Source organism: Thermococcus aggregans (assembly GCF_024022995.1).
Classification (GTDB): Archaea; Methanobacteriota_B; Thermococci; order Thermococcales; family Thermococcaceae; genus Thermococcus_A; species Thermococcus_A aggregans.
Genome location: NZ_CP099582.1, coordinates 1,573,870 through 1,589,691 on the forward strand (window position 1 = coordinate 1,573,870; position 15,822 = coordinate 1,589,691).

The following is a 15,822-nucleotide window of genomic DNA, read 5'->3' on the forward strand; positions in this document are numbered from 1 at the left end:
CTTTTTAAATTATTTTCACCAAGCCCAGACTTGGAATTAGGGTTATCAAAATGCTCAAAAGTCCTCCAACAACTAAAGCAGGGATCGTCTTTCTTTTCTCTATTCCAAAGATATAGGCTGCTAAGCTTCCTGTCCATATACCGGTTCCGGGGAGAGGCATTGCAACAAACACCACAAGCCCCAGAAATCCCCACTTTTCTACGTATGGGTGGGCTTTCTTTCTAACTCTTTCAACGTATTTCAAATAGAGCCGGGCAAACTTTCCCAGAAATGTGTTTTCAAGTTTGAACATTGCCCAGTCTATCAGGGGTAAGAGGAGAGGCAAAGTCAGGGAAAGAAGCAGTACTCCAATAGATGCCACGATTAAAGTGCTTGAGATTGGGTAACCTCTCCCAATACCATAAACTATCGCATATCTCCCCTCAAAGGTTGGAAGGAGTGAGAGTAAAAATACTTCAAGCATTCCATTCATTCTAGGCACCAGAAAAGAGAAAATGAAGAAGGGTTAAAAACTTATCTCAAACCTGCCTTTTCGTTGACTTTTTTCCATCTCAGCCCATATAAGAAAGGCAACCTGCCAGGGACAATTAACTTTTCCCATTTCTCCACGAACTCTTTTTCTGATTCAAAAGCCCACTTTACTAACTCTCCCTTATTTTGCGATCTTCTAGCTCTCTCTATTATCTCCCTTTGGAGTTCATCTCTTTGTCTTGAGAATTCTCTTATGTATTTCCTATAGTTTGTCTGGAAAACCCTATGGAACCTCTCCATGCGCCACCAGTAACTCTTTGGATTGTATTTGTTTATGGGCCTTTCTTCCAACTTGAGAGGAGTTTCAAAAAATATCGGCTTAAAGATGCTCAAACATGGGAGTGAAGTTCCAGTAAACCAGTGCATGGCCTTTCCAAGCTCAGATACTTGAGAAGATGCCGTTTGCGAAGGTCTTGTTAATCCGCCGTAGTGCATACATATGTCTTTCATGGAGCCTTTTTCTGGAGAGTAGGGTTCAAAACTGTGGGATCTTAAGATTTCCATCATGTATTCAAGCGTTATCTCTCCCTCCTTCTCCTTAAGCCTCCTGTAGGTAAACGTTCTCCTTTCTCTTCCGTGGGCAAAATGGGTATAAAACCGATCAGAAAAATACCTTGCAAAGCTGAAATCTGATTTTTTAGCTAGCTTCTCAACGCTATCTGAGGCTAAATCCCAATCGTCTTCAATAGTTAGGGCATTTGAAATGGAATACACGCTCTTAACTTTCTTTGCAACCCAGTGTTTACCCGCTGTTTCTAAAACCCAAGCCTCTTTTGGATCTGCGATTATAAACGAGTTGCTGTAGAGCATCTTATGCTCATAACTCCCATTTCCTCCTTGACCGTAGCTCTCGATTATGTTAATTATGAACTCCATGGCTTCCTTTGCACTCTTTGTCCTTTCCAAGGCAAGTCTTATCATGTCCATTCCAAGGATGCCTTTCTCCGGGATTTTTTCTTTAGTGAAAACCGCTGTGTTTCCAATGGCAAGGTTAAATTCGTTAACGCCCATCTCAGCTCCCCAGATCCACCAGGGGCGCGAGAGAATTACTGCATAGGTCTCCCTAACTTGAGGGAACTCAACATACGTTAATTCAACACTATTCTCTTCATGTTTTTGTCTTGGAATGACCTCAAGAATCTGAGCCTCATTTGGATCTCTGTCGCTGTTCTTAGCGAAAATCATCGTCTTATCCTTAGTTGCTTTGGGAGTTGCAACGAGAATGTCACACATGCCGGGCACCTAAAAAAGAATTGGAACCCAAAGTTTTTAATAATTTAGAAAAGAGAAATCGCTTCAAGGCTTCAAGCAGTTTGTGGAGTCGAGGTATTCCCCTTTCTCTTTGTCCCAGTGGGAGTGGTAGAACCACTCGGCTGCCTTGCAGTACTCGAAGAGCTCATCTTCTTTGAAGTATAGAGCTATCTCTCTCTTTGCGGTCTCTTCGCTGTCAGAGGCATGGATAACATTGTAGATAGCGTCTCCAACATCCAGTCCGTAGTCCCCTCTTATAGTTCCGGGCTCGGCATCCTTGGGGTCAGTTGCACCGCACATTTTTCTAACGACACTTATCGCATATCTCCCTTCGAGAACCATCACGACGCTTGGGGCTTTTGTGATGTAGTCTATCAGAGGCTCAAAGAAGGGTTTTCCCTTGTGTTCCTCATAGTGCTTCTCAGCTAACTCTCTGTCAATGTGAATCATTTTCATTCCGATTATTTTAAGGCCTTTCTTTTCGAATCTGCTTATAATTTCACCTATAAGACCTCTAACAACGGCGTCGGGCTTTATAATTACCAAAGTTCTCTCTACCTTGTTCATCGGCAACACCAAGGTGAATAACGGTGAGTACAATTAAAAAGGTTTGCGAAATAAAAAGAAAAACTCCGTATCATTGGATAGGAGTGTTTTGGGGAAACATAACGCACAAGATTTATAACTTCTCCCCGCCTTCTCAATCTGGTGAAGAAAATGGAAGTAAGGGAAACCATACTCAAATACGCGCTCATCAATGCAATTCAGCATGGAGGAAAGGCGAATCCAAAGGCAGTTATAGGAAAAATACTTGGCGAGAACCCAGAGCTGAGGCCGAAGGCGAGGGAAATAGTTCCTATTGTAAACGAAATTGTTCGGGAAGTTAACTCCATGAGCATAGAAGAGCAGGAAGCAAAGCTTAGGGAAATTTATCCAGAATTCTTTGAGAAAGAGAAAAAAGAGGAGAAAAAGGAAGAGAAAAAAGGCCTTCCACCCTTGCCCAAAGCTGAAAAAGGCAAAGTGGTTACGAGATTTGCTCCAAATCCCGATGGGGCTTTTCACCTTGGAAACGCGAGAGCTGCCATTCTAAGCCATGAGTATGCAAGGCTCTACGATGGGAAGTTCATCTTGAGGTTTGATGACACAGATCCAAAGGTTAAGAGGCCTGAGCCAATATTCTACGACTGGATTATTGAGGATCTTAAGTGGCTTGGCTTTAAGATAGATGAAATTCACTACGCAAGCGACAGGCTGGAGATTTATTACTCCTACGCGGAAAAGCTCCTTAAAATGGGGAAGGCTTACGTATGCACTTGCGACCCAGAACACTTCAGAAAGCTTAGGGACGAAGGGAAGCCCTGTCCGCACAGAGATCTTCCTCCGGAGGTTCAGCTAGAAGAGTGGAAGAAAATGCTTGATGGCACTTACAAAGAGGGAGAAGCAGTCGTTAGAATTAAAACCGATTTAAACCATCCAAATCCCGCCGTTAGGGACTGGCCAGCCCTTAGAATAATTGACAATCCAAACCACCCAAGAACAGGAAACAAATACCGCGTATGGCCTCTCTACAACTTTGCATCAGCGATAGACGATCATGAGCTGGGTGTTACCCATATCTTCAGAGGGCAAGAGCACGCAGAAAACGAGACAAGGCAGAGATACATCTACGAATACTTTGGATGGCAGTACCCAGAGACAGTGCACCACGGAAGGCTCTCCATTGAGGGGGTAATCCTAAGCAAATCCAAGACAAGAAATGGAATTGAAGAGGGTAAGTACTTAGGCTGGGACGATCCAAGACTTGGAACAATCAGAGCATTGAGAAGAAGGGGCATCCAACCGGAAGCGATTAAGGAGTTAATAATTGAGGTCGGCCTCAAAAAGAGCGACACAACTATAAGCTGGGACAACCTGGCGGCAATAAACAGAAGAATAATTGAGCCAATAGCGAACAGATACTTCTTCGTTGCAGACCCAATTCCAATGGAGATCAGAGGTTATGAGGAGGAGTTCACGGCTGAGATACCCCTTCACCCGAACTACCCCGAAAGGGGAGTCAGAAGGCTCACATTCATCCCCGGAAAGCCCATTTACGTTTCAAAAGATGATCTTGAGCTCCTGAAGAGCAGCGAGTACGTTAGGCTCAAAGACTTATTCAACGTCAAAATACTTGAGGTCACTGAAGAGAAAATCGTGGCAGAGTTCGACAGCGTTGAATACGAAAAAGCTAGAGAGCACAAATGGAGAATGATCCACTGGGTTCCTGAAGGAAAGCCATGTGAAGTTCTCGTCCCGGAGGGAGAGGAGCTTATTGTGAGGAAGGGACTTCTTGAAAAGGATGCAAACTTAAAAGTTGACGATATTGTCCAATTCGAACGCTTTGGCTTCGTAAGGGTAGACAAAGTTGAAGAAGACAAAGTGATAGCAATATTTGCTCATAAGTGAGCCTTTTCTTTTTTCCATCCTATAACTCTTGACTGCAAATGCTTTTTTGGGAAAATCGTAAGTGGGTCTATCCCCCTTTCCCTTAAAAGGTGCCTGAGCTCGACCTCGTAGTCAGATTTTTCGAGCTTTTCGCTTTCCTTTACCTCGACTATGAAAAGCCTCTCCGTGAGTTCTCTTATCGTCTTGTAACCTAACCCCAAAAGAGGTCTTATGTACTGGACGTTAAACCTGTCCTCAAGGCTTCTTGTTTTTCTCTGATCCAGCAGAGGTACCCGATCGTCTCTTCTTGTCCCGTCGCTTATTCTTTCCACGCCTTCAAGCTTTGCAACTTCCTCCAATGCCTTCTCATGGATAAACTGAATCGCATTGGTTGGATGTCCATCCTTGATGCACATATCGGCAGCTTTCTCGAGGATTTCCCTGTCAAGAAAAACTACTTCGTGAGGGAAGCCGAGAATTTCGGCTGTTTCTTTTGCGTATTTCCAGCTGTCAAGGACCCCAAAGTTAATTGTAACGAGCTTTACTTCATAGCCAATCTTTCTCAAAATATAAGCCGCGAGCGAAGAGTCTTTCCCTCCACTGTAGAGGTGGTAGACCTCCATGGAGACCACCAAAAATTAAAAATGTATAAAACTCATAGGGCGCTCCAGAACGGGTCTTTTTGGGCTTTTACTTTTGCGGTTTCCTTCAGTGCTTTTATGTCGGTCTCGTCCAGCACGTCTCTAAGCTCTTTTACAAGCCTTATCGCGTCATCTCTGCTTATATCGACGTAGAGTATTTCTCCTGGGTGTATGTGTCTTCCGACTATTGCCCCCTCAATTGCTATGGCAACTTGGTCGCCTTTCTTTGCCTCCTGCAGGAAGTCATCTTTTGACTTTATTGACTTTATAACACCAACACGCTCTCCATTCTGCTTCATGAGTGGGTATCCCGGTTTTATTCTGCCTTCAAGAACCTCTATTCCAACTATTGCTGGATGGCTTCTCCTGAAAATGTAGCGTTCATCTGGAAAGAGTCTAATAATCCCCGGGAACTTTGTCTGAGCCAAGAGTTCTTTCTTCTTCTTTTCTTTTTCAGCCTTCACCCATGCCTCGTAGTCCTCTATAATCTTGTAGATAACGTTTCCGACAAATATCGGGATGTTTTTGGCCTTTGCAATTTCTTCCGCGTCTTCGTTGACCTTGACGTTAAATCCTATCACAACACCGTAGAGAGGCTCTTCTTCCTTTACGCTCAGTGCTTCCATGACGTCTGTTTTGCTGATGTTTCCTACATCTGCCTTTCTTATAGGAATGTTCTTCTCCTGCAGCTCCTTACTCAGAGCCTCCAGACTTCCAATTGTGTCGGCCTTCACGATAACTCCAACTTTGTCCGTGCTTATAATTACGCTCTTTATCTGCTCGAGGATTTCCTTCTTTGCCTTTTCTATTTCCTCCTCACTTCTCACTGCTATAACGGGAGAACCTGCAAGTGCTTCTTCCAAGTTTGGAGCAGCTATTTTAATTCCGGCCGCAGCTGAGACTTCATCTACTTGGTCAAAGCGATATCTTGGGTCTCTTATCTCATCAAGGGGTTTTGGCTTAAGGAGAGCCCTTATTTTTGTGACTATTGCCTTGTCCCTACCACCCACAACTATTATATCGTCTTTTCTGAGGGTTCCATCGTAGATAATAACATCTATCGTTGTTCCGAAGCCCACTTCCTCTCTAACTTCCAGAATAGTTCCTCTCGCAGGACCTTCAACTTCTATCTTCAGCTTTTCCTCTAGGTACTTCTGAGCTAAACCCGCTATAAGCACAAGCAATTCTGGAAGACCGATTCCATATTTCGCCGAGATAGGTACTATGGCGAGTTCTCTCCTAAAGTCTTGAACGCGGTCGAACCTGTTGGCTTGGAAGCCAAACTCATAGAATTTTCCTATTAGTTCCCAGAGCTTTGTTTCGAGCTCTTGGACTGCCCTCTGGTCTTGCCTTTTAATGTTCACTAAGAACGGCTCATTTTCAACAACTTTCCACCCTTTAATACGGTCAATTTTATTTGCAGCGACCACGAAAGGAGTCCTGTATTTCCTCAAAATCTCTATGCTTTCAATAGTCTGGGGCTGAAAACCTTCGTTTATATCTACCACGAGGATTGCAAGATCAGCTAAACTACCACCTCTGGCTCTCAAGCTCGTAAACGCCTCGTGACCCGGAGTGTCTATAAACAACAAACCGGGGAGTTTAATTTCGCCCTTCCACAAGCTTAAAAGAGGCCCAGCGAGCTTTTTAATGACCTCAATAGGCACTTCGGTTGCACCGATGTGTTGGGTAATTCCACCGGCCTCTTTCTCCGCTACGCGAGTATTACGTATTCTATCAAGCATTGTCGTCTTACCATGATCCACGTGACCAAGAACGGCTATAATTGGCTGTCTAATCTTTTTCATACTCTCACACTCCGCAAAACTTTTGATGAGCGTTACTGGATTAACTAAAACGCCCTCTTTTTAAAGGTTTAGGGATAACCTTAAAAATTCCGGGTTTTACCACATTTAGTGGTTACCATGGAGAAGAAAACGGTGCAGAAAGGAAGGAACTACTACAAGAAAGGGAGAGTTTTGTGGGTTTTAAAATACGGAGAAAAGCTGTTTTCCAAGGTTTTGGGCACATATCCGTATTATGTGGAAGTCGATTTGGCAAAAAACTCCAGCAAGTGCACATGTCCACAGGGAAAGGACTGCAAACATGTAGCTGCTACGATAGTTGCCTTTGAAGAAGGTTTCTACGTAGAAAGCCACGAGCCGCTCTCAGAGTTTTTCCCGGAGGCTGTTTTAAAAAGACATTTGTTCCATGATAACCCCGAATTGGGACTGGAAGTCCTTTTAAAGGAGCTTCAGTACCAGATAAACAACGATGAAAGCGGAAGTGAAGTGGCTAGGCTTCTAAGGGAAGCATTGAAATTCTTCAGCCTTGCTCCATCCAAGGAAATGGGATTCCAGATACTGGAAATTTTCAGAGAATTTGAGAGGCTTTTCCCAGACTACAACCTAACTGAAGAACTGGAGAAAGAGGTTAGAGAAACTCTAAAAGGGTGCTCTCTTTGAGCTTTCTTCTTAAAGAGTCATAAACTTCTTTTCCATTGAAGTCGAAGTTGTACTCTACCCCAGCTTCATCTAAGAGAAACTTCATTATTTGAATGGCGTATTTTGCCTTGGTGCCTTCCATCTCAACTGAGACAAAGTAGTTCTTCCTTTTTCCGAGAGTTATATCAAAATTAAGTCTTTCAGCAAGCTTTACATCGAGAAAAGTAACTTTTTTCTGTGTTTTGTACTCTCGCACCATGACATTTGGAAATTTTTTTATCAGCTTTTCTATGATTCCTTCTACCTTTTTGTACTCTTCCTCACTGAGCTCTGAAGTGAGTTTAAGCTTTTCCACTATCATATGGGTCACCGGGAAGACCTTCAAAAAAAGCCTTATAAAGTTTGCATCCCTTAAAAAAGCATCGGAAGGTGAGTAATATGAAGGCCATATACAGAGGCATGTGTCCGAACTGTGAGGACAAGATAAGTGATTCACGGTTATACAAGAAGCATCCCTGTGAGATCTGCCTTGATGATGAAATAAAAGCTGAGGTATACTTTGACCTTATAAAAGGAATCAGGGATGCTCTAAAACTAAGAGGAACCTTAAAACATTGGGAAGAGCTATATTCTCTTGAAAGAAAGTTGAAAGAAGCTGAAGAACTCTTCCGGAAAGCTACTGGTTTTACATTCTGGAGCGCTCAAAAAACATGGGTTAAGCGTTTGGTGAGAGGAAAAAGCTTCTCTATAATTGCCCCAACTGGAATGGGAAAAAGTGTTTTTGGAGCCTTTATGTCTGTTTACTACGCAAAAAAAGGCAAGAAATCGTACATAGTCCTACCAACGACTCCTCTCGTAATCCAAACGATTAGGAGAGTTCAGACGTTTGCAGAAAGAGCCGGTGTGGAGGTTAACCTCGCTTATTATCACGGAAACATGAAGAAAAAAGAGAAAGAGGAAATGCTCCAAAAGATTCAAAACGGAGATTTTGATATCCTCATAACCTCCGCACAGTACTTGGCGAGGAATTTTGACATTCTAAAGGATAAAAGGTTCGACTTTATATTTGTAGACGACGTTGATGCCTTCCTAAAAGCGTCAAAGAACATAGACCGCTCCCTTATCCTCCTTGGCTTCACCGAGGAGATAATCCAGAAGGCTTGGGAAATTATAAAACTCAAAAAGCAAATGGCGAAATATCTCAACGGCAACAGTAATGAGAAAAACGAAAAACTAAAAGAGCTGAACAAGCAGATAAATGCCCTTGAAAGGGAGATTAGAAGGTTTAAGAGAGAAAACAAAATTGGGGTTTTAATCGTAGCTTCTGCAACCGGAAGCGCCAGAGGAGACAGGATAAAGCTTTATCGTGAGCTTCTTGACTTCGAAGTGGGAAGCGGAAGATCTGCACTGAGAAACGTCGTAGATACTTACATCTTCCCCGAAAAGCCAGTAGAGGAGCACGTAAAAGATCTGCTAGAAACCTTAGGCCCTGGAGGGCTAATATTTGTTCCCGTAGATCAAGGAATAGCGTATGCTGAGAAACTAACGAACTACCTAAAAGAGTTAGGATTTAAAGTAGAGTTAGTCTCGGCAAGAAACAAGAAGGGTCTTGAAAGGTTCGAAAAAGGAGAAGTTGACTACCTCGTAGGAGTTGCCACGTATTACGGTTCTATTGTGAGAGGACTGGACTTACCTCACTTAATACGATATGCGATATTTACCGGAGTTCCAAAGTTCCGCTTCAGCATAGACCTTGAACAGCCAACCATCTACAGGGTCTTGGGATTAATGAGTGAAGTCATGGGATTCCTCGAAGATGAGGACAGGAGAACCGCAGAAAAGCTGTACGCAAGACTAAGGAGGCTCATAAGGAACATCCCGCAGTTTGAAATCCTTAAGATCGAAGAGGCATTAGCGGAAGGTTTGCCCTTAGAAGGGTTCTCAAATCACGTTCTCGAGGTATTCAAAGAAGCTGTTGAGTTCCTTAGGGGTGTGTTAAGAAAGCCCGAAGTCCTGAAAAGAATTGAAGAAGACCCATTCATAAGCCTCAAGAAAGAAGAAGGAAAGTGGTATATAGAGATTCCCGATGTTAGGACGTACATACAGGCCACGGGAAGGACTTCAAGACTTTTCGCTGGAGGTATTACAAAGGGACTTAGCGTTGTGATAGTGGACAACGAAAAGGTCTTCAACGGGCTGAAGAGACAAATGCGCTGGCGTTTTGCCGAGTTTGATATTAAGCATCTCAATGAGATCAATTTGGAGGAAATACTAAAGGAAATTGACGCCGACAGGGAGAAAGTCAGGCTTATCATGGAGGGTAAGATAGCAGAGAAAACAAAAGACCTAGTGAAGTCTGCTCTTATGATAGTGGAATCGCCGAACAAGGCTAGAACTATTGCGAGCTTCTTTGGACAGCCAAGCAAAAGGCGTATTGGGGACTTGGTAGCCTATGAGGTAAGCATAGGAGACTTAATGCTCACCATCCTGGCGAGCGGTGGACACATGTTTGACTTAGTTACAAACGAAGGTTACCACGGAGTTTTGATGAAAGAAGCTGATGGAAAGTTCTACTTCATTCCGGTTTATGACACCTTAAAGCGCTGTAGGGACTGCGGACATCAGTTTGTGGACTGGGAAGAGAAGGGAGTATGTCCCAAGTGCGGCTCAAGGGACGTGAGAGATGCCTTGGAGAACGTAGTTGCAATGAGAGAAATAGCGCAGGAAGTCGATGAAATACTAATAGGCACCGACCCAGATGTTGAAGGTGAAAAGATAGCCTGGGACATAAGGAATGTTCTCTCTCCATACACTCCAACCATAAAAAGAATAGAGTTCCATGAGGTCACAAGACCGGCTATTCTAAAGGCGCTCAAAGAGGCTAGGGATGTGAACGAGGCGAGGGTAAACGCCCAGCTTGTGAGAAGGATAGAGGACAGATGGATAGGATTCGAGCTCAGCCAGAAGCTATGGGAGGTCTTTGAGAACACCTACCTCTCAGCTGGAAGAGTACAGACACCAGTTTTAGGATGGATTATAGAGAGATACAGGGAGTTCGTAGAAAGTGAGACCGACTTCATGAGGCTGACACTTGAAAACGATGTTGAAGTAACCTTAGAAGGCGTTAAGGAAGAAGTCCAAGAGGTTGCCGTTGAGGAAGTAGAGTTAGAAGAGAGAGAACTGAACCCCCTTCCGCCATACACCACAGATACACTGCTCCAAGACGCTTCGAGGTTCTTGGGGTTCTCAAGCGATTATGCGATGAGGCTTGCTCAAGACCTCTTCGAGCTTGGTTTGGTGACTTACATAAGAACAGACTCTACCCATGTAAGCAACGTCGGTATTGAAGTTGCCAAAGAGTACATTACAGAAGAGATCGGTGAAGAATACTTTGCTCCGAGAAAATGGGGCGAAGAAGGGGCACACGAGTGTATAAGACCTACAAGGCCAATAGACACTGGAAGGCTTATGCAGCTGTTGAGGGATGGAGTAATAACCTTGGCAAGAAGCCTAACGAGAGACCACTTCAGGCTCTATGATATGATATTCAAACGTTTCATGATTTCCCAAATGAAGCCAGCAAAGATACTCTACGAGAGGGCAGTTATCGATGCAAAGATAGCAAAGGCTGAAATTGAAGGATACGTCGAAATACTCTTCGATGGCTGGACAAGGCTCAGGGCTCCGCCCTTAAAGAAGCTTCCAAAACTTGAGAAGGGACAGAGAATTAAGGTCAAAGAAATTAAGAAATGGAGAGCTCCGAAGGTATCGTTGTTTACCCAAGGAGACATAATTGCGTTAATGAAGGAGCGCAAGATCGGTAGGCCGTCCACCTATGCAAAGATAGTCAAGACTCTCCTCGATAGACACTACGTCATAGAAACGAAAGGCAGGAAAAAGCTAGTGCCGACAGAGCTCGGTACAAAGGTTTACCATTACTTAATCACCAAGTACAAGGAGCTTGTTAGTGAAGAAAGAACCAGACAGCTGGAAGAGCTCATGGATCTCGTGGAAGAGAATAAGGTAGATTACCAAGATGTGCTGAACGATATGTACCAAGAGATAAAGCGGTACATTGCTTAATCCTTTTTTCTTTTCATCAGTTTAATTTTTCTTTAAGCTGTTTTGCATGTAAGAAAAGAAGAGAAGGAATCACTCCTTCTTGTGCTTCATCTTCCAGTTGTGCCACCTGTAGAGGGCAGAGAGTGCCTTAACGGCCCTCTCGGGTTCTGGATACGCTGGAATTCCTTTTTCGTTGAGCATGTCAATTGCTTCCTTAGCCTCAACACCGCCGACGATACCGACGACTATTGGCTTCTTCCTTCCGCTTGCTTCATACTCCTTTATGACTACCTTTGCGAGGTCTCTTGGGTCAAGAACGGCTGTTTGACAGTAGAGAACGACTATTGAGTGCATCTCTGGGTGTGCTAAGGCGTCTCTAATTGCGCCTTCATAGGCTTCGGCACCAGCCATACCTGTTAAGTCAACTGGGTTCTTGTAGCTTCCGAAGGGTGGCATGTGATTTGCGAAGATCTTAAGCTCTTCGAGGTTGTCATAGAGCTTTAGTCCTTCCTCTTCTGCGGCGTCAGTGGCCATAACACCTATTCCACCACCGTTTGTAATGATTACAACGTTGTCTCCTTCTGGCTCTGGGAGGTTTGAGAGTGTTCTTGCCCAGTCAAAAGCTTCGCCAATTGTTAGTGCCCTTAGGACACCGCTTTGCTTGAATGCAGCGGTGTAAATGTTGTCTGCTCCTGCAAGTGAACCTGTGTGGGAAGCAGCAGCTTTAGCACCTCTCTCACTTCTTCCAGCTTTGATAACTATGATTGGCTTTTTAGTTGAGACCCTCTTTGCAACTTCCATGAATCTCCTACCATCTTTTACGCCTTCCATGTAAATTAGGATTGCTCCGGTATTCTCGTCGTTTTCGAAGTACTCAAGAAGGTCTGCATCGTCGATGTCCGCCTTGTTTCCTACGCTAACGACAGCTGAGAGACCGACTTTCTCAAGTATTGTCCATCCCATAAGGGCTATCCCAAGGGCTCCACTTTGTGAGATAAGTGCGAGCTTTCCGGGCATTACGTCTGTTGGACCAAAGGTTGCGTTGAGCTTTGCTGGGGTGTAAACGACACCGAATATGTTTGGACCAAGAATTCTCATTCCATACTTGTGAGCTGTCTCTACCAATTGCTGCTCAACTTTCTTTCCTTCCTCACCGAGCTCTCCAAATCCTGAGCTTATGATTGGAAGTACTTTAACACCCTTCTTTCCACACTCTTCAACTACCTGTGGAACGAACTTAGCAGGGACTACTACAACAGCCATATCAACTTCATCAGGAACATCAAGGATGCTCTTGTACACTGGGAACTTTCTTCCGCTGATCTCTATTTCTCCACCCTTAATATTAACTGCGTAGATTTTGCCCTCGTAGCCATAATCTACAAGGTTCTTCATGATGGCATATCCTATTTTTCCGGGTGTACCAGAAGCACCTATAACGGCAACGCTCCTTGGTTTGAAAAGTGCCTCTATGCTCATTTCCTTCACCCCGTTAGCTTTACAAAGGTTAATGCGAAGGAGGAGTTATAACTTTTCCCTTCTTCATTTGCCGACTTGGACATCGGCGTTTGTTAAATCAACCAATGGTTTTGAACAGTAGTTGAACAAGAAGAAGTGAAACCTTTGCATTTATTTCATGAGGTTCTCTGAAAAAGCACTTGCGCAAGGAGTATAGTCATATAGTCTTAAGTTTGGATTTCGTAGAGAACCCAACCAACTGTAGTTGGCTAAAAATGGAGCGCTTATGAAGATAATCATATTGTCTCTTTAAGAACAGTTTTGAGAAAATTTCTTGGTGCGGGGGCGGGGATTTGAACCCCGGAACCCCTACGGGAGTGGATCTTGAGTCCACCGCCTTTGACCAGGCTCGGCAACCCCCGCATGTGCGAAGGGCTTCATCCTTCTATACACTTTTTCGGTTTTAAAAACCTTATGGTCAAGGGGTTATTACCTTTAAGGTTTTAGCGAGGTTCTTCAAGACAGGGCTCTCTCGAAGGGAAACTAACAATAGAAGAGCACAAAAAATTCTGAAACCAGCAAGAGAAGACTGAGCTTTCCATGAAAACTAACTGCGTCTAACGCTCCAGCTTTTTAACTCCTTCTTTTGTTCCCACTAGTACAATATCTGCTATATCTGCGAAGATGCCGTTTTCGACGACTCCTGGAATGTTGTTTAACTCGATCTCCATGTCAAGCGGGTCTTCGATTCTTTCAAACTTTGCGTCGAGGATAAAGTTCCCGTTGTCAGTTATCACGGGGCCATCTTTTTTGACACCCATTCTGAGCTCAGCCGTTGCGTTGAAGACTTCAAGCTCTTCCTTTATTGCTCTCCAAGCGGCAGGGATAACTTCTATGGGGACGGGCATTTTTTGACCAAGGTATTCCACAAGTTTGCTCTCATCCACAAGCACTATGAACGTTCCAGCTCTGTATTCGATGATCTTCTCCATCGTTAATGCGGCACCTCTGCCCTTAATGAGATTTAGGTGTTGATCAACTTCATCTGCGCCATCGATTGCTATGTCAATTGCATCGACTTCATCAAGGCTCACAACCGGAACTCCGCTCTCAAGGGCTAAAAGGCGTGATTGGTGTGATGTAGGGATACCATAGACGTCTTCAAGTTCCCCTGTCATCAGCTTTTTTCCCAGCATTTGAATGAAGTAGGCGGTTGTAGAACCAGTACCTAACCCAATTATCATGTCATCGTCAACGTACTTTAAAGCCTCTTTGGCGACCATTCTTTTTAGTTCTTCCATCCATCATCCCCTCGTTAGGTTATAAAGAAGGGATTGGTTTGAATAAAACTTTGGCTCGGGCTGCAGAATGAGGTTATAGCTAAAGATTGTGAAGTACAGCCAGAACAGTAAAAATCCCCAGAATCCTTTTCTGAGTAGGACTCTTTCATCTTTCAGCTCATCCGGGAGGTCTTTAACAAGGGCCATAACGACTTTTGGTGAGATCAAATACAGCAGTAAGCCTACTACATACCCCATCTGGGCTTGAGTTGATAATACTCCACTCACTATCCCTGCTACTGCCCCAATTGCGTAAAATATGAGCGACATCTTGTTTTCGACATTCACCATTTACCACCTAAAACTTAGTTTAAGGGTTTATTTAAAATACTTTCCATCACTCCTCGAAGTTCTCTAGCAATCGTTCCCCCTTTTCAGTAAGCTTGTAATAGACTCTTCTTCCCCTTTTGTATGCCTCTTCTATCAATCCTAACGCCTCAAGTTCCTTTATGTGCTGATAGACGGCCTGATACTTCATTGGCTTTTCGAGATTTTCCCAAATCTCGTAGCCATACATGGGCTTTTCTCTCAAGAGCTTTAATATTTTGAGCTTTGTCCCACCAATTGAAAAGCGCTCCCTTTCCTCGACATAGTAGCTCTTTAATCCCGAACCCGTGACAACTAGAGCCACTTTGTCTCCCTTCTCAAAATACCCGTTTTCGTGAAGTTTCAACAGAGCCGGGATAACAACAGCTGAAGAATACTCGGCAAAAACGCCTTCCTTGGTAAGGGCTCTTTCTCCAAAGTCGAGTTCATCTTCGCTCACAACAACAGCCGTACCACCGCTTTCCTTAACGGCCCTTATTGCAAGCTCCTTATTTACCGGGTCTTTAACGTACAGACCTAGCGCTTTAGTGAACTCTCTCTTGCCTTCTATTCCCAGTATCTCGGCTGCTATTGGAGAACAGTTTTCAGTCTGCACAGCAATTAGCTTGGGAATCTCTTCAATAACCCCAATTTCCAAAAGCTCTTTAAATCCTTTGTAAATGCTGTAGAGATTACTCCCACTCCCAGTTGGGACGATGACGTGGGTGGGGTTTATTTCCTCCCACAGCTCAAAGGCAATTGTTTTCTGCCCTTCAAGTCCGATTATGTTGTTTTCAGGAGTTATGTCGTAGAGGCCGTTTAACCGGGAGAGCTCTTTTGCATATTCTATACACTCATCAACGCTCTCGCCATAGCGAATTATCTTAGCTCCGAAAGCTATCATTTGAATGAGCTTTCCCTTATCAACTTTCTTTGGAACAACAACAAATGCTTCTTTATTGGCTCTTGCGGCATAAGCGGCCAAAGATGCCGCTGCGTTACCATCGCTTGCAACTATGAAGCCATTATCCGCATAGGGCAAACCGTAAGAAACTCCTACTGTGGCGAGCCGATCTCTAAATGAACCTGTTGGGTTCCTAGTTTCATCTTTAATAAACACATCCACTCCAAGCTTCTCACTGATTTTTGCTTTAACTAAAGGCGTGCCGCCTTCTTTTAGGGAAATTATTTTGGCTACACCGGGAAGAAGCTCCTTGTATCTCCATACGCCCCTTTCCCTGTGTTTCCACTTACTAACATCTACCCTAGAATAATCATATGATATTTCAAGGAAGGCCCCACAGGAGCATCGGGGAGGAACGATCTGCCTGTACTCCTTTCCACACTTGGGACACTTTATCATTA

General features: G+C 43.9%; 13 protein-coding genes and 1 tRNA gene. 3 read left to right on the top strand and 11 right to left on the bottom strand.

Annotated features, from left to right (window positions below):
* Positions 1-4: 4 nt before the first annotated feature.
* The 3 genes from NF865_RS08590 to ndk all read right to left on the bottom strand — a co-directional run bounded on the left by NF865_RS08590 (position 5) and on the right by ndk (position 2,349).
* A complete protein-coding gene (locus tag NF865_RS08590) occupies positions 5-472 on the bottom strand; it encodes a COG2426 family protein (RefSeq protein WP_253305639.1) in 468 nt (155 codons plus the stop codon).
* Between the two features lie 41 nt (positions 473-513).
* A complete protein-coding gene (locus NF865_RS08595; protein ID WP_253304320.1) occupies positions 514-1,764 on the bottom strand; it encodes a C69 family dipeptidase in 1,251 nt (416 codons plus the stop codon).
* Between the two features lie 63 nt (positions 1,765-1,827).
* Positions 1,828-2,349 carry a nucleoside-diphosphate kinase gene (gene ndk / locus NF865_RS08600; RefSeq protein WP_253304321.1) on the bottom strand — a complete coding sequence of 174 codons (522 nt, stop codon included), beginning with the start codon at positions 2,347-2,349 and terminating at the stop codon, positions 1,828-1,830.
* Positions 2,350-2,499: 150 nt separating this feature from the next.
* On the opposite strand from ndk, the gene NF865_RS08605 reads away from it, so the two are divergent.
* Positions 2,500-4,227, top strand: a complete 1,728-nt coding sequence (locus NF865_RS08605; protein WP_253305640.1) for a glutamate--tRNA ligase — start codon at positions 2,500-2,502, stop codon at positions 4,225-4,227.
* On the opposite strand, the gene NF865_RS08610 is transcribed toward NF865_RS08605, so the two are convergent.
* Together NF865_RS08610 and infB are read right to left on the bottom strand one after the other, a co-directional pair.
* The gene (locus NF865_RS08610; RefSeq protein ID WP_253304322.1) at positions 4,218-4,829 is read right to left on the bottom strand and encodes a DUF7411 family protein; all 612 of its coding nucleotides are present in this window, start codon (positions 4,827-4,829) and stop codon (positions 4,218-4,220) included. The two genes, NF865_RS08605 and NF865_RS08610, sit on opposite strands and share 10 nt — an antisense overlap.
* 32 nt (positions 4,830-4,861) lie before the next feature.
* Positions 4,862-6,655 (bottom strand): translation initiation factor IF-2, encoded by a 1,794-nt coding sequence (gene infB / locus NF865_RS08615; protein WP_253304323.1) that lies wholly within the window; start codon positions 6,653-6,655, stop codon positions 4,862-4,864.
* Positions 6,656-6,772: 117 nt separating this feature from the next.
* Here infB and NF865_RS08620 point away from each other — a divergent pair, with 117 nt between their 5' ends.
* On the top strand, positions 6,773-7,312 hold the full coding sequence (locus NF865_RS08620; protein ID WP_253305641.1) for an SWIM zinc finger family protein: 540 nt from the start codon (positions 6,773-6,775) through the stop codon (positions 7,310-7,312).
* Here the strand turns inward: NF865_RS08620 and NF865_RS08625 are convergent.
* Positions 7,281-7,652 carry a hypothetical protein gene (locus NF865_RS08625; RefSeq protein ID WP_253305642.1) on the bottom strand — a complete coding sequence of 124 codons (372 nt, stop codon included), beginning with the start codon at positions 7,650-7,652 and terminating at the stop codon, positions 7,281-7,283. The two genes, NF865_RS08620 and NF865_RS08625, sit on opposite strands and share 32 nt — an antisense overlap.
* 77 nt (positions 7,653-7,729) lie before the next feature.
* Here NF865_RS08625 and rgy point away from each other — a divergent pair, with 77 nt between their 5' ends.
* Positions 7,730-11,374, top strand: a complete 3,645-nt coding sequence (gene rgy / locus NF865_RS08630; RefSeq protein ID WP_253304324.1) for a reverse gyrase — start codon at positions 7,730-7,732, stop codon at positions 11,372-11,374.
* A 69-nt stretch (positions 11,375-11,443) separates the two neighbouring features.
* Here rgy and acs read toward each other — a convergent pair whose 3' ends face one another.
* The 5 genes from acs to NF865_RS08655 all read right to left on the bottom strand — a co-directional run bounded on the left by acs (position 11,444) and on the right by NF865_RS08655 (position 15,817).
* A complete protein-coding gene (gene acs, locus NF865_RS08635; protein ID WP_253304325.1) occupies positions 11,444-12,832 on the bottom strand; it encodes an acetate--CoA ligase alpha subunit in 1,389 nt (462 codons plus the stop codon).
* A gap of 314 nt (positions 12,833-13,146) precedes the next feature.
* A tRNA-Leu gene (locus tag NF865_RS08640) sits at positions 13,147-13,234 on the bottom strand.
* Positions 13,235-13,428: 194 nt separating this feature from the next.
* A complete protein-coding gene (gene rpiA / locus NF865_RS08645) occupies positions 13,429-14,112 on the bottom strand; it encodes a ribose-5-phosphate isomerase RpiA (RefSeq protein ID WP_253304326.1) in 684 nt (227 codons plus the stop codon).
* Positions 14,113-14,115: 3 nt separating this feature from the next.
* Entirely contained in the window at positions 14,116-14,442 is a 327-nt protein-coding gene (locus NF865_RS08650; protein ID WP_436317653.1) for a hypothetical protein, read from the bottom strand.
* Positions 14,443-14,488: 46 nt separating this feature from the next.
* Positions 14,489-15,817 (bottom strand): pyridoxal-phosphate dependent enzyme, encoded by a 1,329-nt coding sequence (locus tag NF865_RS08655; RefSeq protein WP_253305644.1) that lies wholly within the window; start codon positions 15,815-15,817, stop codon positions 14,489-14,491.
* Between the last annotated feature and the right edge of the window lie 5 nt (positions 15,818-15,822).

Coding starts and splice junctions, on each gene's coding strand:
- NF865_RS08590 (WP_253305639.1), bottom strand. CDS start 472: ATGAATGGAATGCTTGAAGTATTTTTACTCTCACTCCTTCCAACCTTT.
- NF865_RS08595 (WP_253304320.1), bottom strand. CDS start 1,764: ATGTGTGACATTCTCGTTGCAACTCCCAAAGCAACTAAGGATAAGACG.
- ndk (WP_253304321.1), bottom strand. CDS start 2,349: ATGAACAAGGTAGAGAGAACTTTGGTAATTATAAAGCCCGACGCCGTT.
- NF865_RS08605 (WP_253305640.1), top strand. CDS start 2,500: ATGGAAGTAAGGGAAACCATACTCAAATACGCGCTCATCAATGCAATT.
- NF865_RS08610 (WP_253304322.1), bottom strand. CDS start 4,829: ATGGAGGTCTACCACCTCTACAGTGGAGGGAAAGACTCTTCGCTCGCG.
- infB (WP_253304323.1), bottom strand. CDS start 6,655: ATGAAAAAGATTAGACAGCCAATTATAGCCGTTCTTGGTCACGTGGAT.
- NF865_RS08620 (WP_253305641.1), top strand. CDS start 6,773: ATGGAGAAGAAAACGGTGCAGAAAGGAAGGAACTACTACAAGAAAGGG.
- NF865_RS08625 (WP_253305642.1), bottom strand. CDS start 7,652: ATGATAGTGGAAAAGCTTAAACTCACTTCAGAGCTCAGTGAGGAAGAG.
- rgy (WP_253304324.1), top strand. CDS start 7,730: ATGAAGGCCATATACAGAGGCATGTGTCCGAACTGTGAGGACAAGATA.
- acs (WP_253304325.1), bottom strand. CDS start 12,832: ATGAGCATAGAGGCACTTTTCAAACCAAGGAGCGTTGCCGTTATAGGT.
- rpiA (WP_253304326.1), bottom strand. CDS start 14,112: ATGGAAGAACTAAAAAGAATGGTCGCCAAAGAGGCTTTAAAGTACGTT.
- NF865_RS08650 (WP_436317653.1), bottom strand. CDS start 14,442: ATGGTGAATGTCGAAAACAAGATGTCGCTCATATTTTACGCAATTGGG.